19 protein-coding genes and 5 pseudogenes are annotated in these 22,939 nt (G+C 66.8%); 14 read left to right on the top strand and 10 right to left on the bottom strand.

All coding sequences use genetic code 11. The features are described from left to right. Positions 1 to 27 precede the first annotated feature (27 nt). The 6 genes and pseudogenes from ACE7GA_RS26620 to ACE7GA_RS26595 all read left to right on the top strand — a co-directional run. Positions 28 to 606 (top strand): annotated as a pseudogene (locus tag ACE7GA_RS26620) (alpha/beta fold hydrolase); the annotation flags it as partial. A 7-nt stretch (positions 607 to 613) separates the two neighbouring features. Continuing rightward, entirely contained in the window at positions 614 to 1,432 is an 819-nt protein-coding gene (locus ACE7GA_RS26615; protein ID WP_376100880.1) for an alpha/beta fold hydrolase, read from the top strand. Positions 1,433 to 1,530: 98 nt separating this feature from the next. Further along, positions 1,531 to 2,580 carry an alpha/beta fold hydrolase gene (locus ACE7GA_RS26610; RefSeq protein WP_376100878.1) on the top strand — a complete coding sequence of 350 codons (1,050 nt, stop codon included), beginning with the start codon at positions 1,531 to 1,533 and terminating at the stop codon, positions 2,578 to 2,580. Positions 2,581 to 2,648: 68 nt separating this feature from the next. Beyond that, positions 2,649 to 3,515, top strand: a complete 867-nt coding sequence (locus ACE7GA_RS26605; protein WP_376100876.1) for an MBL fold metallo-hydrolase — start codon at positions 2,649 to 2,651, stop codon at positions 3,513 to 3,515. A 505-nt stretch (positions 3,516 to 4,020) separates the two neighbouring features. Beyond that, positions 4,021 to 4,239, top strand: a complete 219-nt coding sequence (locus ACE7GA_RS26600) for a hypothetical protein (protein ID WP_376100874.1) — start codon at positions 4,021 to 4,023, stop codon at positions 4,237 to 4,239. Between the two features lie 28 nt (positions 4,240 to 4,267). Next, positions 4,268 to 4,534, top strand: a pseudogene (locus ACE7GA_RS26595) (transposase); the annotation flags it as partial. A gap of 241 nt (positions 4,535 to 4,775) precedes the next feature. On the opposite strand, the gene ACE7GA_RS26590 reads toward ACE7GA_RS26595, so the two are convergent. Next, on the bottom strand, positions 4,776 to 5,825 hold the full coding sequence (locus ACE7GA_RS26590; protein WP_376100872.1) for an IS110 family transposase: 1,050 nt from the start codon (positions 5,823 to 5,825) through the stop codon (positions 4,776 to 4,778). A 65-nt stretch (positions 5,826 to 5,890) separates the two neighbouring features. Between ACE7GA_RS26590 and ACE7GA_RS26585 the strand changes: the two are divergent. Further along, a pseudogene (locus tag ACE7GA_RS26585) lies at positions 5,891 to 6,787 on the top strand (IS3 family transposase); the annotation flags it as partial. 417 nt (positions 6,788 to 7,204) lie between these two features. On the opposite strand, the gene tehA reads toward ACE7GA_RS26585, so the two are convergent. The 3 genes from tehA to soxC form a co-directional block, all read right to left on the bottom strand. Continuing rightward, complete coding sequence (gene tehA, locus ACE7GA_RS26580; RefSeq protein WP_376100870.1) at positions 7,205 to 8,155, bottom strand: dicarboxylate transporter/tellurite-resistance protein TehA; 951 nt, start codon at positions 8,153 to 8,155, stop codon at positions 7,205 to 7,207. Positions 8,156 to 8,354: 199 nt separating this feature from the next. After that, positions 8,355 to 8,915: a c-type cytochrome gene (locus tag ACE7GA_RS26575; protein WP_376100868.1), complete on the bottom strand. Its 561-nt coding sequence runs from the start codon at positions 8,913 to 8,915 to the stop codon at positions 8,355 to 8,357. Then, entirely contained in the window at positions 8,902 to 10,173 is a 1,272-nt protein-coding gene (gene soxC / locus ACE7GA_RS26570) for a sulfite dehydrogenase (RefSeq protein ID WP_376101000.1), read from the bottom strand. The genes ACE7GA_RS26575 and soxC overlap by 14 nt, the downstream gene beginning before the upstream one ends. A gap of 773 nt (positions 10,174 to 10,946) precedes the next feature. On the opposite strand from soxC, the gene ACE7GA_RS26565 reads away from it, so the two are divergent. Both ACE7GA_RS26565 and ACE7GA_RS26560 read left to right on the top strand, forming a co-directional pair. After that, positions 10,947 to 11,465: a hypothetical protein gene (locus tag ACE7GA_RS26565; RefSeq protein WP_376100866.1), complete on the top strand. Its 519-nt coding sequence runs from the start codon at positions 10,947 to 10,949 to the stop codon at positions 11,463 to 11,465. Positions 11,466 to 12,046: 581 nt separating this feature from the next. Beyond that, positions 12,047 to 12,196 (top strand): annotated as a pseudogene (locus ACE7GA_RS26560) (IS256 family transposase); the annotation flags it as partial. Between the two features lie 473 nt (positions 12,197 to 12,669). Here ACE7GA_RS26560 and ACE7GA_RS26555 read toward each other — a convergent pair. Further along, positions 12,670 to 12,792 carry a hypothetical protein gene (locus ACE7GA_RS26555; RefSeq protein ID WP_376100864.1) on the bottom strand — a complete coding sequence of 41 codons (123 nt, stop codon included), beginning with the start codon at positions 12,790 to 12,792 and terminating at the stop codon, positions 12,670 to 12,672. A gap of 331 nt (positions 12,793 to 13,123) precedes the next feature. Here ACE7GA_RS26555 and ACE7GA_RS26550 point away from each other — a divergent pair, with 331 nt between their 5' ends. From ACE7GA_RS26550 to ACE7GA_RS26535, 4 genes are all read left to right on the top strand, one after another. Beyond that, entirely contained in the window at positions 13,124 to 13,609 is a 486-nt protein-coding gene (locus ACE7GA_RS26550; RefSeq protein ID WP_376100862.1) for a cytochrome P460 family protein, read from the top strand. Between the two features lie 198 nt (positions 13,610 to 13,807). Continuing rightward, entirely contained in the window at positions 13,808 to 13,963 is a 156-nt protein-coding gene (locus ACE7GA_RS26545; RefSeq protein WP_376100860.1) for a hypothetical protein, read from the top strand. Between the two features lie 30 nt (positions 13,964 to 13,993). Further along, the gene (locus ACE7GA_RS26540; RefSeq protein WP_376100858.1) at positions 13,994 to 14,860 is read left to right on the top strand and encodes a YoaK family protein; all 867 of its coding nucleotides are present in this window, start codon (positions 13,994 to 13,996) and stop codon (positions 14,858 to 14,860) included. A 157-nt stretch (positions 14,861 to 15,017) separates the two neighbouring features. Then, complete coding sequence (locus ACE7GA_RS26535; RefSeq protein WP_376100856.1) at positions 15,018 to 15,929, top strand: helix-turn-helix domain-containing protein; 912 nt, start codon at positions 15,018 to 15,020, stop codon at positions 15,927 to 15,929. 556 nt (positions 15,930 to 16,485) lie between these two features. Here the strand turns inward: ACE7GA_RS26535 and ACE7GA_RS26530 are convergent. The 5 genes and pseudogenes from ACE7GA_RS26530 to ACE7GA_RS26510 all read right to left on the bottom strand — a co-directional run. Next, positions 16,486 to 16,901, bottom strand: a pseudogene (locus ACE7GA_RS26530) (SDR family oxidoreductase); the annotation flags it as partial. A gap of 7 nt (positions 16,902 to 16,908) precedes the next feature. Then, positions 16,909 to 18,114 (bottom strand): IS30 family transposase, encoded by a 1,206-nt coding sequence (locus ACE7GA_RS26525; RefSeq protein ID WP_376100854.1) that lies wholly within the window; start codon positions 18,112 to 18,114, stop codon positions 16,909 to 16,911. Continuing rightward, positions 18,050 to 18,691, bottom strand: a complete 642-nt coding sequence (locus ACE7GA_RS26520) for an SDR family NAD(P)-dependent oxidoreductase (protein ID WP_376100852.1) — start codon at positions 18,689 to 18,691, stop codon at positions 18,050 to 18,052. Before ACE7GA_RS26520 ends, ACE7GA_RS26525 begins: the two co-directional genes overlap by 65 nt. Positions 18,692 to 18,871: 180 nt before the next feature. Continuing rightward, positions 18,872 to 19,405 carry a DUF302 domain-containing protein gene (locus ACE7GA_RS26515; RefSeq protein WP_376100850.1) on the bottom strand — a complete coding sequence of 178 codons (534 nt, stop codon included), beginning with the start codon at positions 19,403 to 19,405 and terminating at the stop codon, positions 18,872 to 18,874. Positions 19,406 to 20,553: 1,148 nt separating this feature from the next. Then, a protein-coding gene (locus ACE7GA_RS26510; RefSeq protein ID WP_376100848.1) for an IS5 family transposase occupies positions 20,554 to 21,311 on the bottom strand; the annotation gives its coding sequence in 2 pieces (ribosomal slippage) (positions 20,554 to 20,975 and positions 20,975 to 21,311; 759 coding nt in all). Between the two features lie 627 nt (positions 21,312 to 21,938). Between ACE7GA_RS26510 and ACE7GA_RS26505 the strand changes: the two genes are divergently transcribed. Beyond that, positions 21,939 to 22,868: an SDR family NAD(P)-dependent oxidoreductase gene (locus tag ACE7GA_RS26505; RefSeq protein WP_376100846.1), complete on the top strand. Its 930-nt coding sequence runs from the start codon at positions 21,939 to 21,941 to the stop codon at positions 22,866 to 22,868. The last annotated feature ends 71 nt before the right edge of the window (positions 22,869 to 22,939 follow it).

Raw genomic sequence — 22,939 nt, 5'->3', positions numbered from 1 at the left:
TGCGATGGTTCGGGTGGAGGACGGAACATGACCAACACACCCATCGATAAGGACCGCTCGCGACGCCATCTGATGACGATGGCGACTAGCCTTGCCGCTGCGGGGGGCGTCGCCTTCCTGAGTGGCACGCCAGCGTGTGCCATGCCGTCGCCGGAAAGCCGGTCGGCGAACGAGGTCAGGACGCGTGACGGCGCCGAGATCTTCTTCAAGGACTGGAGCGTTGGTCCCGTCGTGTTGCTCTCGCACGGCTGGCCACTGAACGCGGACGCGTGGGACGACCAATTCCTGGTCCTGGCATCCCACGGCTTCCGGGCCATTGCGCACGACCGGCGCGGGCATGGTCGCTCAAGCCAGACGTGGCACGGCAACGACATGAACACCTACGCCGACGACATGGCCGCGCTCGTCCAGGCGCTGGACCTTCGCGATGTGACGCATGTCGGCCATTCGGCGGGCGGCGGCGAGGTCGCGCGCTACATCGGCCGGCACGGCACCGGCCGGGTGAAGCGCGCGATGCTGGTGTCCTCTGTCACGCCCACGCTGGTGAGGATGGCTGCCAATCCGGGTGCCTTCACCCACCCTCCATCAACCTATCATCCGAGGACGCCGCCCCATGGGCACGATCACCACCGCCGACGGTACGGAGATTTACTACAAGGACTGGGGCGGCGGTCGTCCTATCGTCTTCAGCCACGGGTGGCCGCTGAGCAGCGATGCCTTCGAGGATCAGATGTTCTTCCTCGCGCGGCGCGGCTACCGTTGCATCGCGCATGACCGTCGCGGCCATGGCCGATCCAGCCAGCCCTGGGAAGGCAACGATCTCGATACCTACGCCGACGACCTTGCCGCGCTCGTCCAGGCGCTGGATCTGCGGGACGTCATCCACGTCGGTCACTCGACCGGGGGCGGAGAGGTAGCGTGCTATGTCGGCCGGCACGGGACCGGGCGCGTGGCTAAGGTGGTGCTGATCGGCGCCATCCCGCCGCTGATGCTGAAGACGGGCGCCAATCCCCTTGGCACACCGATCGAGGTCTTCGACCAGTTGCGCGCCAGCGTGCAATCCGATCGGGGCAAGCTGTGGCGGAATCTGAGCCTGCCCTTCTATGGCTTCAACAGGCCCGATGCCGAGGCCTCCGAGGCCGTGCGGGAGGAGTTCTGGCGACACGGCATGATGACCGGTTTTCCCGCATCGTACTTCTGCATCAAGGCGTACTCGGAGACCGACCTGACGCAGGACCTCGGGCGAATTGATGTCCCGAGACTCGTCCTACACGGCTCGGACGATCAGATCGTGCCGATCGCGGCATCCGCGATGCTGTCGTCCCGATTGATCCGCGACGCCACGCTGCGGGTCTATGAGGGGGCGCCTCACGGCCTGTGCACAACGATGAAGGACAGAGTGAACGCGGAACTACTCTCGTTCATCGCTTAGGCCCCAGCACGGCACCGGGCCGTCACCCACGACGCCCGCCGGCGGCGACGGCCTACCGGCAGGCGAATCCCAACGCACCGGATATGGAGGAGAACACTATGAGAGACGTACGCACGATCATCGGCGAGCCGGACCCGCATGGCTGGCGCCGAGCCTTCCTGCTCGGCGGAGCCGGGATTGCGGCGGCCGTGGCCGCGAGCGGCACGGCGCGGGCCCAGGCCGCGTACGGGACGCGGTCGGCCCGATCAGATGTCCCGGTGACGCATCACCACACCGCCTCAGTGGAAGGAATTGGCGTCTTCTATCGCGAGGCCGGTCCGACGGACGCGCCCGTCCTGCTGCTGCTCCACGGCTTCCCGACCTCGTCGCACATGTTCCGCAATGTCATCCCGGCGCTGGCCGACAGCTATCGCGTGATCGCGCCCGACTATCCGGGGTTCGGGCAGAGCGACATGCCTGATCGCGCGACGTTCCCCTACACCTTCGACCGCTACGCGGACCTGGTGGACGGACTGCTAGATCAGCTCGGCGCCCGGCGCTACGCGATGTATGTCATGGACTACGGTGCGCCGGTGGGATGGCGCCTCGCGCTGAGGCATCCCGACCGCATCACCGGCCTCATCGTTCAGAACGGCAACGCGTACGAGGAGGGTTTGGGCGCGTTCTGGGATCCGATCAAGGCCTACTGGGCCGACGGCTCTGCGGAGCGCCGGCGGGCGCTGAACGTCCTCGTCGCGCCGGCCACGACGAAGTTCCAGTACACGGACGGCGTCCGCGACGTGACGCGGATCGCCCCTGACAACTGGGTGCATGACCAAGCCCTCCTCGATCGGCCCGGCAACGCCGATATCCAGCTCGACTTGTTCTACGACTACCGCACGAACTTGCCGCTCTACCCGGCGGTCCAGACCTACTTCCGGCAGCACCGCCCGCCCACGCTGATCACCTGGGGCGCCAACGACCAGATCTTCCCAGCTTCGGGCGCGCACCCGTTCAAGCGCGACCTCCCTGACGCCGACCTTCACTTGCTCGACACCGGCCATTTCGCGCTGGAAGACAAGCTGGACGTGATGGTGCCGCTGATGCGGGACTTCCTCGCACAACGGGTTGCACCCCGGTTGCGCGGTTCCGGACCGGCGATCCGGTAGTCGGACAGACTGGGCCATCATTCGAACCATGGGCGGCAATGACGATGCTACGGACAATGCACCATCCGGTGACTGAATCGGACTCGGCCATCGCTGCGGCCCGCTACCGCATGACGGTGGGCGACTTCGAGATCACCGTCCTCAGCGATGGCTTCATCTCGGTACCCGGCGAGGTCCTCGTACCGGAGGGCGCACCGGAGGAGCGCGCTGAGGTCCTCGCCCAGCTGGACTGCCGCGATGGCGCCGTCCTGCCGAAGGCCAACATCCCCCTGCTCCGGACCGGAAGCGACCTGATCATCGTGGATATCGGTGCTGGCCGACGATACCAGCCCACAGACGGCCAGCTCGCGAGTGACATGGAGCGCGCGGGTATCGATCCGCTGAGCGTGACCAAGGTGGCCTTCACCCATGCCCATCCCGACCACGTTTCGGCGACCGTGCTGGAGGGTGGCGGCCTGCGCTTCCCGAACGCGACGTACTACGTGGGGGCGTCCGAGTGGGAGTTCTGGATGGACCCGGACTATCTCACGAGGATGCCGCCCGCCCTCCACGCCTTCGCCGAGGGTGCTCGACGGGATCTCGGTGCCATCCGCGAGCGCGTCGTCCTGCTCCGCCCGGGTGACGACGTCGTCACCGGCCTTCGCGCGCTCGAGACGGCCGGCCACACACCGGGACATCTCTCGTTCGAGGTATCCGGCGGGGAGGGGTTGCTCATCACCGCGGACGTCGCGGTGAACGAGATCGTCTCCTTCAAGCACCCGGACTGGCCGTTCGGATATGATACACTGCCGGACCTCGCGATCTGCGCGCGACGTCGCATGCTGGACCGCGCCGCGACGGATCGGACGAGGATGCTTGGGTATCATTGGGCCTACCCCGGACTCGGCTACGCAGAGAGGCGGGGGAACGGGTTCGCCTTCGTCGGGGCGGGCTGAGATGAGCGCGGCGATCATCTGCCGCGTGCTGTGACCATCGGAGTCAAACCCCGACGAGTACGGCCCAGAGATGGGGTGCAGTCTCGCAAATATGGCCCTGACCCCGATCGTCCAAGAGGTTAGCAAGGATCTTCACCCGGTCGCGCTGCGGGTCGGGGCCGCCGCCGTAGGCTGCACGAGCCGGCCCAAGTTTCGCGCCCGGCCGCGGGAGTCCTTGCCCACGCCGCGCGACGCAAGGTCATGTGACGGTGCGGCACGACGGCGCGGCTGTCGGCCGACTTGCTACTACCGGACGCGGTGGAAGCGGGTATCGCCGTCGACTCAGGCCTGCAAACCCTAACCCCGCCGCTGACGGCGGCGGGCGCGACGACTACTCTGGCGACGGCCTTGCCGACGGAGAAGATGCTGCGTGGCTGGACGAACCGGCTCGGGCGAGAGTGGTCTGAAGCGTGCCGCAACTTGCCAGTGGAGCGCCTCGAACATGATGGCATGAGCGGAAGCCGCTATGAACACCCGCAGCGAGGACGTGGCGCCGATGTATGACGACTACACCATCATTCACTCGCGGTTCGAGGAACACGTCACCCGGGACGGCGTCACGGCCGAGGTGCTGATCTACCGCGGCGAGGACGACCCGGGATGGATCCTAGAGATCATCAATGCCAGTGGGCTCAACGGTCTGGGACTGACCTTCCCCCGTAGAAGCGGTCCGCCGGTAATGTGAGACCGGCGAAGCCGTGGAGGGCGCTGGGATGGCGAGGAAGCATAAGCCCGAGGAGATTGTCTCGAAGTGGCGCCAAGCGGAGGTGCTGATCGCAGGTGGCAAGTCGGTGGTGGACGCGGTTCGGGCGATCGGGGTGAGCGAGGCGACGTACCACCGATGGCGCGCCGAATATGGCGGGCTGAAGCTGGACCAGGTTAAGCGGCTGAAGGAGCTGGAGCGGGAGAACGCTCGCCTGAAGAAAGCCGTGGCCGACCTGACGCTCGAGAAGGTCATCCTGAAAGAGGCTGCCTCGGGAATGTATGGTCCGCCCCTCCCCGGCAAGGGCCGAGTTGGTGATCACGACAGCAGTTGCGTCAATGTATCCGGCCTCTCGCGAGTGAGCCGCTGTTGCGGCCAGGCCATGATGAGATCTGCGCGTAGCGTTCCCAGATACTGGTAAGGGCACGAGGCCCGTTTTCCCGAGAAGGGCTTACGCTGCGCCGATCGCCTGCTTCGTCATCACTCCCTCGAACCTCGCAAGCTGCGGGCAGGTGTCCTCAGGCGAAGGCGGGGTCCCGCCGTTCGTAGAGGGCACCAGGCCTATTCAGGATCACCCAGGCGATGCGCGCCATCTTCGCCGCCAGAGCGACCACAACCTTATTGGGATGCATCCTCGCCCGCAGCCGGTCCAGCCAGGCCCCGAGCCTGTCTCGGCTGCGGTCCAGGTGCATGAGGCAGGAGCGGGCGCCGTGGATCAGCAGACGCCGGATGTAGGAGTTCCCCCGCTTGTTGATTCCGAGGAGGGTCGTCTTGCCCCCCGTCGAGTGCTGTCGTGGTACGAGCCCGACCCAGGCCGCCAAGTCGCGCGCCTTTCGGAACTGCCGCCCCTCTCCGACAGCAGCCACGATCGCCGTGGCACCGAGGGGGCCGATGCCGGGGATCGATGCCAGACGGCGAGCGACCTCGTTGGACGCAGCGGTCGCCTCGATCTCGCGCGAGACGGTTGCGATGCGCGCCTCCAGCACACTGAGTTCCTCGCGGAGCTCGCCCAAGAGCCGACGCATGGTCGGCGTGAGGTCGTTCTCCTCGTCCTCAATCACCCCTGTCAGGTCGAGCTTGAACGCACCGGCGCCCTGCCGCATGGCGACGCCGTACTCGAGGCAGAACGCCCGCATCTGGCAGATCAAGCGCGTGCGGGAGGTGACGAGGCGCTCGCGGATGCGATGCAGGGCCTGCAGGTCGACCTGCTCGGTCGTCTTGATCTCGACAAAGCGCATCGTCGGCCGTGTGACTGCCTCGGCGATTGCGGCTGCATCGATGAGGTCGCTCTTGTTCGACTTCACGTACGGTTTGACGAACTGGGCGGGGATGATGCGCACGGTGTGCCCGAACGCCTTGATCTTTCGTGCGAGCCACTGGGATCCAGCGCACGCCTCCATGCCAACAACCGCCGGAGCGGCGCACTCGAAGAACTGCAACAGGGTGTCGCGTCGAACCTTCGCCTTCTGGATCGGCTGGCCGGAGCGATCCAGACCAACGACGTGGAAAACGTTCTTGCCGAGGTCGACGCCGTAGACCGCGGCATTACGAGGCTTGGTCCTACTCATATCGTTCCTCTTCTCAGCAGTACCGCCATTCTGCCAAAGGCCGGTCGGGGCGGACCATCCCATTACTGGTAAGCGCCGCGCGTCGTCGGGTCTGCGTCGAGCACGTCACGGCGGAGCTGGACGTGTCGGAGCGGTTCGCCTGCCGCGTGCTGGGGCAGCACCGCTCGGTGCAGCGCAGGGCCCCGCGGACGGCCGACGACGAGGCGGCGCTGACGGCGGCAATCATCGACTGGGCGCGGCGGTACGGGCGCTACGGCTACCGGCGGATCACGGCACTCCTGCGGGCCGAGGGCTGGTGCTGCAACCACAAGAGGGTGGAGCGCATCTGGCGGCGTGAGGGTCTGAAGGTGCCACGGCGGCAGCCCAAACGGGGGCGGCTCTGGCTGAGTGACGGGTCCCGCGTGCGGCTGCGGCCGGAGCGGCCGAACCACGTCTGGGCCTACGACTTCGTCGAGGACCGGGCGCGGGACGGTCGCAAGTTCCGGATGCTGAACGTGGTCGACGAGTTCACCCGCGAGTGTCTCGCCATCCGTGTTGGGCGTCAGCTCAAGGCAGCGGACGTGATCGACGTGCTGTCCGATCTGTTCATCCTGCGCGGTACCCCAGGCCACATCCGGTCCGACAACGGGCCGGAGTTCGCCTCCACCGCCGTGAAGGGCTGGATCACCGGCGTGGGTGCGAGGACGGCGTTCATCGAGCCCGGCAGCCCTTGGGAAAACGGCTATGTGGAGAGCTTCAACGGCAAGCTCCGGGACGAGCTGCTGAACGCGGAGGTGTTCAACACACTCGCCGAGGCGGAGATCCTCATCGAGGGCTGGCGCCGCCACTACAACACCGTCCGCCCGCACTCCTCGCTGCGGTACCGCCCTCCGGCACCGGACGTCATCCTGTCGCCTCGACCGCCGCCGCCAAGCAGCCTGACGCCTCCCAGTTCAGTCCCGCCCGCAGCCATGATCCACTAAAATCTCGCCCGGACATCCTCACGGGGGCTGGTCAACACCGGGTAGGGAGATCGCGGCCAGGACGCCGCGACGGCTGTGGCCCGCAACCCTGAATACGTTCGTCATGGCATGCCCTCTCCGTCGCAGTTCCGGCACGCGCCAGTCCCAGTTCGGCGCGTGACGAGCGCCCATTCACAGCCGTCCTGCACGCCAAATCCTCCGGATCCGCGGGAGGGCTTGCCGGACGGGAGGACGCGAGGGCGCGGGGCGTCGCCGCGGGCCAGTGGTCGGGCTTTGGCGGGTACGCAGCGCGCGAGTGGCCGGGCGAGGTGCCCAGCCCAGGACCCCACGGGGTCATCTCGACCCTGCACACCGATCATCGCAGCGCCTAAGCCACGCGAGATGCCCGCGTCGGCACGATGTCGCCTGCACCCGGCATCACCGGGCCTGCGTAGCCAGTATAGGCAGAAGGCGTCCCGCCAGGAGCAGCCGCATCGTCCCAACTAGGGCAACGAGCACGACGATGTTCGCCAGTGTGAAGAGGACAGGGGCGAGGGTCACAACGACCGAGCTTCCGTTGGAGAGGCGCAGCGCGACCGTTGCGAGGGCAGTGAGCCCGAAGGTGAAGGCCCAGTACGACACGGCGAAGGGTTGACGCAGAATCCAGGGCAGCAACCGCAGCATGACGAGCACCTGCAACAGAGCGTAACCCAGCATCACGTGCAGTACCATTCGCGCTTCCTCTCCCGCGACTGCGAGGAGGGCGAGCGACCCGACTGCAGGCGGTGCGAGTTGGATGCCAAGAACAGGCCGGAGCACCTCCGGCAGCGGGGTCGAAGTGTAGAGCCGGTGCACGAGGACGGACTCGATGGCGAGCCAAGAGAAGAGGCCCGCGCCGAAAGCCAGGAGGCCCCAGTCCTGCCACCCGAAGGCTGCTGCGCCGGCCGCCGCGACGAAGGAACCGGCGACGGTCGGTAGGTAGAGGATCGGCGTGGTAGCCGCGTGGTCGCGTCCGCCCTGCCACAGGCTGCCCGTCTGCCACACGGCGAAGCCGACCGCGTAGATCAGGCCGAGGGCGAATAGGGCAACCGAGACGGTTCGGTCATAGGGGAGCAGCGCGGTGCCCACCAGCATGCCCGAGACCCCAGGGATGCCGAGGAAGGATCCGCTGACCGGATCAGCCGCCTCTCGCACTGCGACCGCCCTCGCTATGAGCCACTTCGCGGCGAAAAGGGTTAGTAGCGCCAGCCAGAGACCTGCGCCGAGCAGGACGAGCAGCTCGCCAGGTAGGGCGCTCCATCCCCAAGCCCCGTGCGCGGCACGCCACGCATTGCCGAGGCCCACGAGGCCGAGCACAATTCCGAAGTAAGACGCAGGAAGATTTGGCATCAGGAGGGTCACCCAGGCTTTGGATGCTAGGTCGCGGCGCTGCCCAGCCGTGCGGCGGACAGCGCAGGCGGACCGATGCGGTGGTCGGGACGGCGCGTCGAGGTCACGCGGTTGTTCCGGGAGCATCCCGGCCGCACTGGCGTGACGGGGAGGCTGGTGACTGGGCAGCCGTTCGTCCTGGCCAGAGCTCGGCCTCTGCTCACGGCCCGGCCGCCTGCCACATGCGGGAATTGCGGATGGCCCTAAATTCTGCATCCGGAACGAAGCCGTCGCGGTTAGGCATGCGAACCAGGGGTAGGCTCGTGCGATCCATGACGGCGCCGTCTGGGATCAACCCGTTGAGCCTCAGCACGTAGGCAACAACGGCATACGTATCGTCGTCACTCAGGGATTGCGGCGCCGGAAAGGGCATGGCCCGCCGCACGTAGTCGAAGAGCGTCGGAGCATAGGGCCAGAAGCTACCGACTGTCTTAACCGGATGCGCTGAACCAAGGCTGCCCTGGCCGCCCACCAGACTGTCAGCCACCCCGCCCTGGCCGCGGTGCCCGTGACAGGCAGCGCAGTTCTCCGCGAAGACCTCTTGACCACGCGCAACGCTGCCGCTCCCCGAGGGCAGGCCGGTGCCGTCGGGCAGCACGTCGATGTTCCAGACCCGCACGTCGTCCGGCGACGCCGGTCGGCCGAAGTCGGACGCGGAGGCCGCCAGCGCGATGGTTAAGGCAGCAGGAAGGCAGAGCAGGAGGTGCCTAGGCCAGGACATTGCGGACCCTCCCGTCGCCGTCGATCGCCCATGTCTGCTGGGCATTGTAGTGGAACAGGGCGTTCGACCCGGTCGCCGCAATGAATGTTGCGCGGTTCGGCTGCACGTTACTCTTCTCGTCGGTTGAGCGGCTGACGATCTTGGTCGGGCCACCGTCCCAGGCCCAGTGCGCCTGGAACCGAGTCTGCGCCTTGGACAGGGCTGGTCCGGAGATCTCCGCGTCGCGCCAGCTCAAGGCACCGTCGGTGCTCACCTCAACGCGCGTGATGCGGCCGTGGCCGCTCCAAGCGAGTCCCGTAATGGGGTTGAAGCCCGGATGAATCTGCATCATCCCGGATGGTGAAGTGATGACCGAGTTCACCTCCTGCCGAAGCTGGAACTGGCGCGCCGATCCGTCGGCCTGAAGCTGGGTGTAGCGGGCCGTTTCCCAGCGAGTCAGGAAGGGCTGGTTGCCGAACTTAAGCCGCCTGAGCCACTTGATGTTCAGGTTGCCTTCGAAGCCGGGCAGGAACAGTCGTAACGGGAACCCGTTTGAGGGTCGAAGGGGCTCGCCGTTCTGTCCGTAGGCTAACAGGCCTTCCGCGATAATCTCGTCCGTCAGGGGGACGCTGCGCGCGACCGCAGCGCCATCGCCGCCTTCGGCCAGCATCCAGGTGGTGTTCCGGTCTGCACCGACGAGGTCCAGCAGGAATGACAGGGGGACGCCGGTCCATTCGCTCGTGCTGATCAGACCGTGTGTGTTCTGCACAGTCAGTTCGGGGGGCGCTTCCTTCCAGTTCTCCCATCCGTTGCCGGTACACTCGAGGAATGCAACCCTGGACGTCGAGGGCATGCGGAGGAGGTCGTCCATCGTGAAAACAAGATCTTCCCGCACCATCCCGTGCACGAGGAGCCGGTGCTGCGCGGGATCGATGTCCGGCACGCCCGCGTGGCTCCGCTCGTAATGCAGGTCGCTCGGCGTGATCGAGCCGACTAACTGGCCGATCGGCGTCTTGGAATTGATTGCCTCAGAAGGGTCCACTGGGCGTCGCCCGGGCGTGGACTCTGGGACGCGCGCGAGGTGGACGTGCTCGGAGCGGTAACCCACGGGGGAAAGCTGCGCTCCAGGGCCGCGCGGCGGCACGTCAGCTAGGCTGTCGGCTACGGCCTGTTCCACCACCGCCGCGCCCGCGACGCCGACCGAGCCCGCGAGCACCCGGCGCCGCGAGAGACGCGACGCGGGTCTTGGGCGCGCCATGCGGTTGAGGAACGGAAGCATCATGCGGTCTCCTGTGCGTCGGAATCAGGCCTCAAACGGCGCATCGGCTCGTCCCTATGCGGCCGGCCTCATGCGGATTGGCGTGGCCGCCAGCAGAGTTCCCGCAGGCGCAAACCCGCGGGTGAACGGGCTACGGCCTCGCCAACCTTCATCAGACGAGGTCCTGCTCTGTGTGAATGACCCTTCCCGCGCTAAACCTGCCTCGCCGTTGCCGCGCGCCGCCGAGTGATCCGCAACCGAGGGTCGTGTCCCAGAGCATGGTGTAGGAACTGGTGGCTCCGGGCGGGCTTGGCCGCTGGTCAGGCGGGCACGGCGCCGAGCCCAACGGGGCCTGTTTCGCTGACGGCGGCGACCGTTTCCAGATGCTATGGGGCGAGCCCGGCGGGTCACGCTGGCGCTCTTCGGGAACGCTGGAGATGCCCCCATGCTGGACCACGCGGCAGTCGGCCGGAGTGCAACGGCCTTCGAGGCAGACGGCACGCTGACGGTCGTCATCGAGATGAGCCTCTCGTCCTGGCTCGTGGCAGGCGTTCTGCCCGGGGTGGAGCGGCGGCCGCTCAAGAAGCTTGCGCCGGACGAGGCAGCGCTGTTGCGCTTGGTCGAGGGGTGGCGAGAGGAGGCTTCAACCGCGGGGCGCGAGATCCGACGGGTCGTCGTGGCCTACGAGGCAGGGCGCGACGGCTTTTGGCTGGCCCGTTGGCTCAGGGTGCGCGGGATCGAGGGAGCGCGGGCGCGCCAAAACCGACCGGCTCGACACAGCGCTTCTGCTTCGCGTGCTTTGGGGCTGGCTGCGCGGCGAGCGCGGACATTGCTCGATGGTGAGCGTGCCAACGGTTGCCGAGGAGGATGCCCGGCGGCCGACGAGGGAGCGGGAGAACCTCGTGGGGGAACGCACACGTATTATCAACCGGCTCAAGGCAGCGCTGGCGCGGCTTGGCATCCGGGGCTTCGATCCAGCCCGGCGCCGGAGCCGAAGGGACCTCGGCGAGCTGCGCGTGCCAGACGGCGGGGCGATCCCACCAAACACGTTGGCCGAGCCGCACCGCGACCTAACGAGGCTGTGCTTCGTTGAGGGCCAGATCGCTGAGGTTGAGGCTGATCGTGACCGTCGTCTGCAGGCCGCGGACGAGTCTGGAGCCGGCGGCACCCGGGAAGTGGGGCGCAGCCTGTCGCGCGTCATCGGCCTCAGGACCGAGACGGCCGACACGCTCGTGCACGAGGCGCTCTCCGGCAACCTTCGGGACTGGCGCACCGTCGCTCCCTATACAGCGCACGGGATCGCCCGCCGATAGCGAAGCACGGCGGCGGGAACGCGGCTTGTCGAGGGCCGGAAACGCTCGCGTACGGTGTGGGATGGTCCAGCTGGCCAGGCGCTTTCTCGTGTTCCAGAAGGAGAGCGCGCTTGTGCACTGGTATCGTCAGCGCACAGCTGACGGCCGCGGACAGACGCGCATGACAATGGTGGTGGCGCTCGCGAGGAAGCTTCTGGTGGCACTCTGGCAGGAGACGCGCACGGGCGTTGTACCCCCGGGCGTGCATCTGCGTGCCGAGAAACTACCACCCGCCTGAGATTCGTCCGGACCCGGTTCGGCAGCGTCGAACCGGGTCTGACGAGCCCGGAGGTGGCGGCAGCCCGGTACATGACGTGGTCCTCGAACGGCTTTCCAGAGAGGGACCGCCGCCCTGAGCCCTGTTGTCGATGCGGATGCCTGCATCATGGTTCGTGCCCAGCGGGCTCACCGAATCCAAGGTCGCAACGCGCAGTGTGCGTGTTGCAGACGGGCTCTCTTCCGGTTGAGGTCACGAAGCTTCGAACATCCAACCAGCGAGGGGGTGCAATTGAGGGAATCGGGTTGCCAGAAACCTTCCATACAAGCGGCGCACCAACGTCGTCGGCATATTCTCGAACGAAGCGGCCGTCGTCGGCCTCGTTGGCGCCCTGCTGCTAGAGAAGTCCGACGAATCGGCCACCCAGCTCGCCCGACACATGACCCTGGGAACCGTCGCCGCCGTGCCAGCCTGACGCGGCGGCCCAACCCGCCGGGGAGCACCGCTCCTACACCACGCGATGGGATACGACCCCGACCGCCGGCATCAGTCGTGTTCGTCGGGTTCGTCGAGAAACCCAGCACGTCGCGGGGCAACTCCGATGGTTCTCCACCCGGCTGTCACGATGCAATGGCGGTGGGAATGCCCCTCGAGAGGCGCGTTCCCTCCCGCAGTGTCAGCGTTTCCGGCCCCTGAGTCGGCGTGCTGCTGTAGGCCGTCAGCAGGAAGGCGGAACCGAGGCTGAAAAGCGGAGGTGCGAAAGCGCGTACCGATGTCACCATAGGGATCTCCTTTCTTCGGCTCGTCACGCGCTTGGCATGCCCTTCCGTCTCGGGCGCGGCTCCCTCAATGGCTGAATCATGTCTGGATCGGGCGCCGCGATCAGCGACGACGCGAGGATATGGCGCGCGGGGGCTGCGATCAGGCGAACTTCCCTGCAGGCATAACTTAGCCGCCCCCGAGCAGGGCGGAGGAGTAGTGATCGCCCGGCAGCATCTGGCTGTCTGTTATGGCCGGGCACATCACGCCGGAACGGATCGGCAGCGCGACCGGGAGACGGCGGATCTGCATGGGTCGTCCCTCGTCTTCGATCGTTCATCTGTCTCGCGCGACTCGGCGTGAATGCGATGATCGTCAGCGGGGCCTCACAAGGCCCGCCGAAGCTGCACACCGATCGCCGGATCTCCCCATCTCGCGAGGCTACCCATCTGGCGGCGGCCCGTCCGGCAATCCCTGCGCCGATGGGACAAGGGCGGCCGCCGAGTTCATGCTATCCCGCAATCGTTCAGCGAAGTGACGGATCGACCTAGCCGCTTCGCGGCTCACAGACATTCACCGAATGGGAGGAGGAACCTACCTCATGACACGGACACAAAGGCGCGTCCTCACGGCCGTTGCGGCGATGTGCGTCGCCTCTCTGGTGCAGGCCTCGGCGGACGGCACGGGCGACGACGCGTCCCCCGTCTTCGGCGTGAGAATACCGGCTGGGTATCGCGACTGGCAGCTGATCAGCGTGGCTCACGAGGCGGGTGGGCTCAACGACCTTCGGGCCATGCTCGGGAACGACATCGCCGTGAGAGCGTTCCGAGATGGCACACGACCGTTCCCCGATGGCGCCATCATCGCCCGGATCGCGTGGCGGTACGAGCCGTCGGCGGAGAACAATGCCGTGTTTGGACAGGATCAGTCCTTCGTCGCGGGAGCCCCTACGAACATTCAATTCAGCGTCAAGGATTCTACGCGTTACGCGTCCACGGGCGGTTGGGGCTTCGGCCAGTTCGAGGCCGGCAGGGCAAACCTGAGCGAGGCGCTGATGAACACGTGCTCTCCCTGCCATGCTCGGGCGCCGCGGGATAATGACTTCGTCTTCACGCGTTACGCGCGCTGAACGTCTGTTCTTTGCGTTTGGCTGCTGGCGGGGTGTTCTCCTTTCCCGCCAGAGGCCGCTGACATGGGCCGCCCCCGTCGCGCCAAATCCAGGCGCTTGCCCTCGCGCAGGAGGTCGCGCAGGAGAGCTGGGTCGGCCGCGCGCCGCGGGCGGGATGCGGTGATACACCAGCTTCGCCGTTTCGTGGACGCCCATGAGATGATTCTAGAGGAGGCCCGGCCCCTGGCCCGCGAGGCGGGCGAGCGAGGCGATGACGGGACGGATGACCTGCTGGTCGGCGCGGTCGTGCGCAAGAAGGAGGTGCAGGCCTGGTTGATCGCCCAACACCTGACCGCCCCTGAGATGCGAGGCTAATCGGGCGGGGCCACTGGCAAACATCCGGGGATGCCACGGCGTCGAGCCCCCGCCAGCCACGAGCGGCTTCGCGCCAGCCTATCGAGCCGGGTGGCGCTCCGGGAAGCCGGCAATCCCCCGATCCAACCAGTTCCTGCCGACGGAAGCGTCACGGCGCGGCACACGACCCTCGCCTTCGCAGCGGGGTTCTGCGACGCCGCGGCCTTCGTCGGCCTGCTCGGCCTCTTCGTCGCGCATTTGCCGGGCAACGTCGTCCTGCTCGGCGTGACGCTGGCGGGGGACGAGCCGCACGCCGGCGGCGCGAGATTGCTCGCCCTCCCTCTCTTCTTAACGGCCGACGTCGTGACACACCTTCAGCTGGGCATAGCTGCGCGGCACGGGATGGGTGTGCTGCGGGTGGGACTGCTCGGCGAGGCCGCCCTGATCCTGCTGTTCTTCGTCTGCGCGACGGCCGCGTCCCCGGTCCTACATGCTGATTCACCCGGGGCGATCCTCGCGGGTATGGTCGGCGTTTCGGCCATGGGATGCCAGAACGCGACGGTGCGAGAAGCCCTGCCGGTCCTTCCGACGAGCACCGCCGTGAACATGAACTCCGCAGGTTTGGTAGTGGACGCGATGGAAACCGCACGCGGCGGCGGCGGCGACCGGGCCGCGGCGATGCGGTGTCTGGGAGTCGGCGGGCCGGTCGTGGCGGGCTTCGTAATGGGCGCCGGCTCAGGCGCCACCGGATTTCGGATCTTCGGCTTCGCCTGCCTGCTCGTGCCGCTCGGCCCGGCACTGGCCATCGCCCTCCGCGCAGGTCGGCCGGCGGGGGATGGTCGCCCTGACGGGACCCGCGGCCGATCGGGAGGTCGCCACGCCGACACGCTCCATGAGCGTCCAGGAGCGACTCCTTGAGATGCGGGATCGTCGTCCGTTGACGCGTCCTTCACAACCTTTCACGGCGCTTCTCAACGTGCCACGTGAGTCGGGAGCATCTGCGCAGTACCTCCGACGCATCGGACCGCGGCCCCGGCAGCCAGGGCGGGTCGCCAGATCGCAGGCGGAGATTCAAATGCTTCACAAGGCGACGACCCTCAGCGTCATCCCGGCCGTTCGCGCCGACCCAGCACCGCCGAATGGCGCGCCGCGCGAGCTGAACTGGCGGCGGCCGGTGGAGCCCAGATGCGAGCAGCACCGCCGCGACCCCGTCCTCGCCTCCCGCTGGCTGGATGATGACCCGGCGCGGCGCCGCTATGCGGTGGTGAACCCCTCCGACCGACACGTTATCGGCGTCGCGCTGCGCCGGAGTCGGGTGCGGGTCACCAGCGACTCCGTCGAAATCTTCGATGGCCTGATGGGCCCTGGTACCGTGTACGTGACGGGGCCGGCTGAAACGGTGGAGGCCGAGGTGCAGGGCCCCTGCGACTTCATCCATCTCTACGTTGCAAACGACCACGTGGACCGGATCGAGACGTCTGGTGGGGAGGGTCGCTTCTCCAGTGCCGTCCTGCGCGACGACGTGGCAGGGCACCTCGCACGCAGCTTGGCCGAGGAAGCCCATGGCTGCGATCCCAATTACGCAGAGAGCGTCGCCCGGACGGTGCTGCTGCGCGTGGCGCTGCTCAGCAATCCCGCGAACGGAGTGGGCGCGCTGCCAAAATGGCGCCTTCGTCGAGTGCAGGAGCATATCGAGGCGAGCCTGGACGGCCCGATCACCCTGGCGGACCTAGCGGGGGTGGCGGGCCTGTCGCGCTCCTACTTCGCCGCCCAGTTCCGGGTCGCCACCGGCTCTCGACCTCATGACTACGTCGCGGAGCAGCGGATCGAGCGCGCTAAATCCATGCTTGCCGACGGCGAAACGGCGATCGTTCAAATCGCTTTAGCGGTGGGGTTCCAGACCCAGGCGCATTTCTCCACGGTCTTCAAGAAGCAGACTGGCACCTCTCCCGCCCGGTGGCGGGTGGCCCAGCGCGACCACCGCTGAGGCGCCCGGTGGGCTCCGGCGCGGCCGCACCAGGGGCAGGAGGACCGAACGGTGGCCGGACCGGGGTATGGAGGCGCGATCGTCGGCTCCTGCCGGCCCGCTTGGGATGCGTCTCGCCCCTTTACAGGGCTGCGCTCACCGGCGATGCGTGGCACGGGCTTCCCGGTCAGCCGCGCACTCCCGCGGCCGCCGCTTGACCCGCAGCGTCGAAGAGCAGCATGTCCGCCATGGACCGGGCCGTGAGGGCGCGTCCAGCAGGCCGTGACGGCGGACATCCCGCCGCGAGATTGGTGGCTGCGTCACCCGGTGGCGAGTCGGAGCGTTCCTGGACCCGCTTCCCGGGCCGGTGACCCCGTCGGTGCGGGGAACCAGCTCGGGCGGGCTCCGGCCCCCGCGGCGCCTTCGGCGGGCGCGCGGGCATCGTGGCCGGACAGTAAGGACTGCCCGTGCCGACCTCGCGCGGCTCCATGGGACACGCTCTGGAACGCGCCGAACGGGCCATCGAAGCGCTGGGCGTTCAGGAGCAGCGGCAATGCATGGCGGCCTCGGTGCGTGATCAGACCTGGGCCGTCCCGCCATCCACGAACAGCTCGGTGCCCGTGACGAAGCGCAATTCGTCTGAGGCGAGGAAGAGCGCCGCCGCGGCTACTTCCTCGGGTTCCCCGATGCGCCCAAGGGGAACCTCCGCGGCCATGCCTGCTAAAAGTCGCTCCTGCATGGCGCGATCCGGACCAGCGAGCGCGGCAAGCCCCGGTGTCCGCGTCGGGCCGGGGGCGAGCACGTTGATGCGCACGCCACGCGCCTTCAGGTCCAGGATCCAGGTCCGGGCGAAGGCTCTGATAGCCGCCTTGGACGCGGCATAGACGCTGAAGCTCGCCGTGCCGCCGTACGCCGCCGTCGAGCCGATGAGGATAACCGAGGCGCGGGGGCCAGCAACGGGAGCGCCTTCTGCACAGTGAAGAGCACGCCCTTCCCGGACTCAACCTGTCGTCGCAACGCCATCCTGAACGGACCTCAGCACGGCGTCGAGCGCCTCGGCTGGCGTTCTCCAGCCGAGCGTCTTGCGTGGCCTCCCGTTGAGCGTGGCGGCAACGGCCGAGAGGTCATCGGCGCTCCACTCGCTCAGGTCCGTGCCCTTCGGGAAGTACTGCCGCAGCAGCCCGTTGGTGTTCTCGTTCGTCCCCCTCTGCCAAGGACTGTGCGGGTCGCAGAAGTAGACCTGCAGCTCCGTGTCGACACGGAGCTGGACATGCTGGGCCATCTCCGACCCCTGGTCCCAGGTGAGCGATCGTCGCAGCTGCACCGGCAGGGTGGTGATCGTACGCGTGATCGCGTCGCGCACCGCCTCGGCGCCGTGCCCCGCGAGTGCAGGTCCACCCCTCTCCCTTAGCACGGTCCCGTGACCTTCCATCGGCGGCAGGTGCAGCAGCATCGTCAACCGCGTCGTCCGCTCGACGAGGGTGCCGATCGCAGAGCGGTTCAGGCCGAGGATGAGGTCTCCTTCCCAGTGCCCGGGTACGGCCCTGTCCTCCGCCTCGGCTGGACGCTCTGCGATCAGCACCTCCGGCGTCACGAACGATTTGCCTCGTCCGGGTGCGCGGGCTCGCGGCACCCGCAACGCCCGTCCCGTCCGCAGGCATTGGGTCAGCTCGCGCTTCAGCGCGCCACGGCCCTGGATGTAGAGTGCCTGGTAGACCGCCTCGTGGCTGATGCGCATGGCTCCATCGTCCGGGTGATCGAGCTTCAGACGCTCCGCGATCTGCTGCGGGCTCCAGGCCCGACCCCATCGGCGGTGCTGCCGCCGTCCATGTCGCCGCTTCCTCCAGCGCACCGCAGGTCCGGTCATGGTCTCACCACTGGTCCGGCTGACGAGACGGGCGAGCCGCTCCTGAACGTAGCACCGCAGCGCGGGGTTCGCGGCCAATCTGGCGACTTTCGGCCGACGCGCCGCACGCTCCGCATGCCACTGCGCCGTTGTCGCCCGGTAGTCGAGGTTGCCGCCCCGCGTCGCCGCGTTCCGCCGCAGCTCCCGCGAGATCGTCGATGGCGCCCGCCCGAGACGCCGCGCGACCTCCCGCACCGCCAACCCTTTCACCCGCAGCAGCGCGATCTCCTCCCGCTCAGCAAACGAGAGATACCGCCCGGAGAGGGGCTTCGCGGACCGCGCCAGGTGCGACGGCGCCATCCCTCCAGAGACCCGGAACCATCGCGACCCGACCGGCTGCGATACGCCCACTCCCATCGCCGCGTCCTCGCTCGACATCCCTGTCAAGATCAACGCCCAGAACCGCCGCCGTTCCTCCCGCGATGCAACCCCCGGTCGCCCCGGCGACCTCAACTTGGCCCGCGAACACCGATCCGACCGCCGCCGTCCCGCCATGCCACCCTCCTTTTCGGTGTTGCGACGACCGCGTGAATCCACCCTTTACGTTGCGTCCGAAGGTATCCTCGTACTGCTCCGGTGTAATCTCCCCCAGCGCGAGGAACGAGCCGCCACCGGCATTCGCGACGAGCACGCTGATCGGCCGTGCCAGTTGCCCCACCCGGTCAATGAGCCGGTCGAGGTCGGAGAGATCGGCAGAATTCGCCCGAACCCCGATGGCGCCCGATCGGATTGCCTTCACGGCTGCATCGAGTTCGGCCTGGCGCCGGCCGGTGACGATAACCTGCGCGCCCTCCGCGGCGAAGCGGCGAACGATGGCGAGGCCGATCCCGCTCGTCCCGCCCGTGATCACGGCCGTCCTGTCCTGCAACGATCCCATGGCACTCCATCCATCTTGCCGCCCTCATTTTGGGATCGGAGCGGGCCCCGCGCTCTCGGGATCGCGGGACTGGTCGTGTGAATGACCAGCGACAGCGAGGATAACAGCGTCGCCTGTCGCCGGGCAGGAGGAGCGCCGGGCGTCGTCTCGGGCGCGCGGCACAACGCCCCTGCTGGTGCGCTATGGTCGCCGGACGGAATCGAGCAGCCGGCCAGTGATCGCGCGTAGCCGCGCAAGCGGCTCACCGCAGATGTCGCCCAGCTCGAAGCGCTGCTCCAGGCCGGATGGATCTCCGATGGCGACTTTGACTTGCCCGGTCTCGTCCTCCCAAGCGAGAACGCGGAGGGGCAGCTCGATCCCGACGCGCTGGTCGCATCGCATCAGCGGCGTCCCGCCCTGCGGGTTCGCGAGGAGCAAGAGGACCGTCGGGCGGAGCTGCATGCCGACCTCGGCCGCAGAGAGGGCGTGGTCCACGCGGACCACGGGTCTAAAGCCCGCTTCCGCCGCGACCTCCGCGATCCGGTCCAGCGATGCGGCAACGTCGTGTGCGCTCGCTACGACGAGCAATCCGTCCTGCATGGTCTCCCCTCCCATCGATGGTCTTGGTTGCAGGTGAGCCTCCATGGTCGCCAGCAGCGCCGTCAGCGTGACGAAGCGCTGAAACACCGTCCGTCGACGTACGCCGCCCGGCCGCTCCGGCCCTGGCTGAGCCATGCCGCGGGATCCGGTCCCGGGCTTCATACGAGCCGGCATGTCGGTCGCCGTGAGTTGCGTATCTCGGCGCAGCAGGGCCCTTGGCGCGTAGCCGGTCCAGCTTCAGCAGAGACGATGCGAGTGAACGACATTTCTCTCGGCATCGAACTACCAGGCGAATACTGATCACCGACCCTTAGTTCGTTTGGGCACATGATCAGACTAATGTCCGCCGACCTCTCGGACATGGTGGCCGGAGGCCCGTCGAGACCCGCTATCGATACGGGAAGCCTTGGCGATTTTCGCGTCGTACATCCCCAGAGAGCGAAGGCACGGACGAACGGTAAGCCGTGCCACCCTTGACGCTGCCGCCGCGCGCGAGGTGTTCCGGTTTGCACGCCTCGTGTCCCCTCTGATGTCCATTCACATGATCACACGGCGGAGTCCGGAAGTTTCCTGTAAAAGCGAGCCACGCCTCGTGAACGCGCGATTTCGGAAGCGGGGTAGGCTTCCCAGCACGTCACCATCGGGATCGATCTTCGCCGAACGCCGAACGCCGAACGCCGAACGCCGAACGCCGAACGCCGAACGCCGAACGTCGTCATGCTGGCAGAGACGGAGCGGCGGTCTCCCTCTTGTGATCCCGAACTACTCTCACATCGATCAAAGGGACGGGCCGGCGAGGAGGTCTCGCCGGCCCGCCAGTTTCGCGCGGGCTACCAACGGGGGGATTAAGTCACGCGTTGGCTGGGGGAGTGACGAACCGCGCGGTCAGATTGGCTTCGGAAGAAGCCCTCGTTCAACGATGGGCTCACGAAGCCGATAGGGTATGGTCGGCGGTCAGATGGCCACCGTCCGACGGCGGGCCGATAGCGAAGGGCGGGTAAACCGCGATCAGTATTTCGATGGCATGCCTCATGATCCGGTTATGGTGATACAACTCACGTTTGGGCTTTCGACATCGGCGAATCGGTTCCCTGGCTCGCCGAGTGCACCCGCTGAGCACAGCAGAGATGAATCGCTGTGCCCGCCGACGTGACCCTAAACCCGAGAACTGGCCCGCCCATTCCGAGAGTTTTCCGCCAGGATCCCTGACCCAGGAGGAGGCCTGCCGATGCGGAAGAGCCGGTACACGGAGGAGCAGATCGCGTTCGCGCTAGGGTCAGGACTCACGACCAGAACAGGGTGACCGCGGCGAGGGAGCAAGCCGAGAGGAAGAGGTCGGGGCAGCGGTCGTAGCGGGTTGCGATACGGCGCCAGTCCTTGAGGCGGCCGAAGGTGTTCTCGATGCGGTGGCGCTGGCGGTAGAGGGCCTTGTCGTGCGGGATGGCGACCTTGCGCGCCTTTCTGGAGGGAATGCAGGGAGTGGTGCCGCGTGCGTTCAGGGCGTCGCGGAACCAATCGGCGTCGTAGCCGCGGTCGGCCAGCAGCGTTCCGGCTCCGGGGATCGACGACAGCAGCGCCCTCGCGCCGATGTAGTCCGAGGTCTGGCCTGCGGTCAGGAAGAGGCGGATCGGGCGACCTCTCGCGTCGGTCACCGCGTGCAGCTTCGAGTTCAAGCCGCCCTTGGTGCGTCCGATGAGGCGGCTGCGCCCCCTTTTTGACGGTGCAGGGACGAGGCCGTGCGATGCGCCTTCAGATGCGTCGCGTCGATCATGACCGTGCTGATGTCCCCGTCAGCGTCGGCCAACGTCACGAGCATCCGTGCGAAGACCCCCATGCGGCTCCAGCGGACCCAGCGGTTGTAGAGGGTCTTGGGCGGACCGTAGGCAGCCGGCGCGTCGCGCCAGCGCAGCCCGTTTCGGTTGACGAAGACGATGCCGCTCAGGACGCGGCGGTCGTCGACCCGGGCGCGGCCACGCGACTTCGGGAAGAACGGCGCCAGCCGCTCCATCTGCGCATCATCCAGCCAGAAGAGATCGTCCATCCCGCACCCGCTGCCCATGGCCGGGGTGAATCACGACCAGCGTCCTCACAGCAAACCTTCATGGGTCCTGACCCTAGCTACAGGCGGCCGTCCTAATCGTGAAATGGCAGCGAGCCGAGACCTTGCTCGAAAGCGGCCACAAACACCTGGTTCACGGCGCAGGTTGATGAGGGATGTAGCCCCGATCGCCAACCACTGCGAACGCAGCCGCAAATGGTTCTTCGGAGTGATACCAACACCATGGCAGGATCATACTCAGCGTCATAGTAGAGAAATTATCTCGAATAGCCCTGGTCCATCTCAGGTTCGTGCTACTGGGCTAAGAAACCAAGGCCAGGTGCGAAAGCGGCCAGAAACCGGTCCGCCCGAACGTCCGTTTTGGGAAAATACGCTGTGGATAAGAAAGCATGGAGCATGGTCGTCCGCTACCTAGCGAGCCAGAGGATACGCGATTTATCTGGTCAAGGGTGCTGCCGGCCAAATCCTTGCCCAGTCCCGTCGTGGTTGGCTCGACTTCGGGATGTTGTCATCAGAGATTTTCATCAGCGCCTCCGTTCTTCTGGAGAGAACTGGGTGGTTGGTCCAATGCTGCCTCGTGGCCACGGCTTACCACCCGATGAGGATGTCATGCAGCGTCTCATTACCCCATTCGGCTTCTTGTCAACGGCCACAGAGGTCGCTCGCGGAGTTGATCTCACCGGCAAGCGGGTCATTATCACGGGCGGTGCGGCCGGGATCGGCTTAGCAACAGCTCGCGTGCTGGCAAGCACGGGCGCGGAAGTCACGCTGGCGGTGCGAAATCCGAGCGCAGCGGAACCGGTGGCCGACCGGTTGCGACAGGCGACCGGCAATCCGGCGATCGCCGTACGGCTCCTTGACCTAGCAGATCTCCGCTCGGTGCGCGCTTTCGTTGATGACTGGTCGGGCCCACTCCATATTCTGATCAACAACGCCGGCGTTATGGCCGTCCCGGAGTTTGAGCGAACACCTCAGGGCTTCGAGCTTCAATTCGGCACCAATTATCTCGGTCATTTTGCGTTGTTGCTTTCGATGCATCGCTTTCTCGCAGAAGCATGCGGTGCGCGAGTCGTGTCGGTCAGCTCAAGCGGGCATCTTTTCTCGCCCGTTATGTTCGATGACCTTAATTTTGACTTTGTGCCCTACACCCCTATTGGCGCTTATGGGCAGTCGAAGTCGGCGACAGCGCTGCTCTCCGTAGGGATAACTCAGAGATGGTCCGATTATGGTATAACTTCCAACGCCCTAAATCCCGGCGCGATTGCGACCGGGCTTCAGAAGCACACCGGTGGACTCAAGACTCCCGTCGAACGCCGCAAGACGCCTGAACAAGGCGCAGCAACGTCGGTGCTGCTAGCAACGTCACCTCTGTTGAGGAGCATTGGCGGCCGCTACTTTGAGGACTGCAATGAAGCGGAGCAAGTGGCAAAGCGTCCGACCGACTTCACCGGCGGTTACGCCGCATACGCGCTCGATCCTGCCAATGCTACCAAGCTCTGGGATGTATCCGAACGGCTCGTCCAGGATGCATGCAAGTGATCCACGAGTCTACTCAACGAGTGGGTTACGCCAACCTCAGCAATCAGGGCGGCTCAGTCGTGGTAGAGATA

Source organism: Roseomonas sp. CCTCC AB2023176 (assembly GCF_042259275.1).
Classification (GTDB): Bacteria; Pseudomonadota; Alphaproteobacteria; order Acetobacterales; family Acetobacteraceae; genus Roseomonas.
This window is presented reverse-complemented; position numbering and strand designations above follow the sequence as displayed.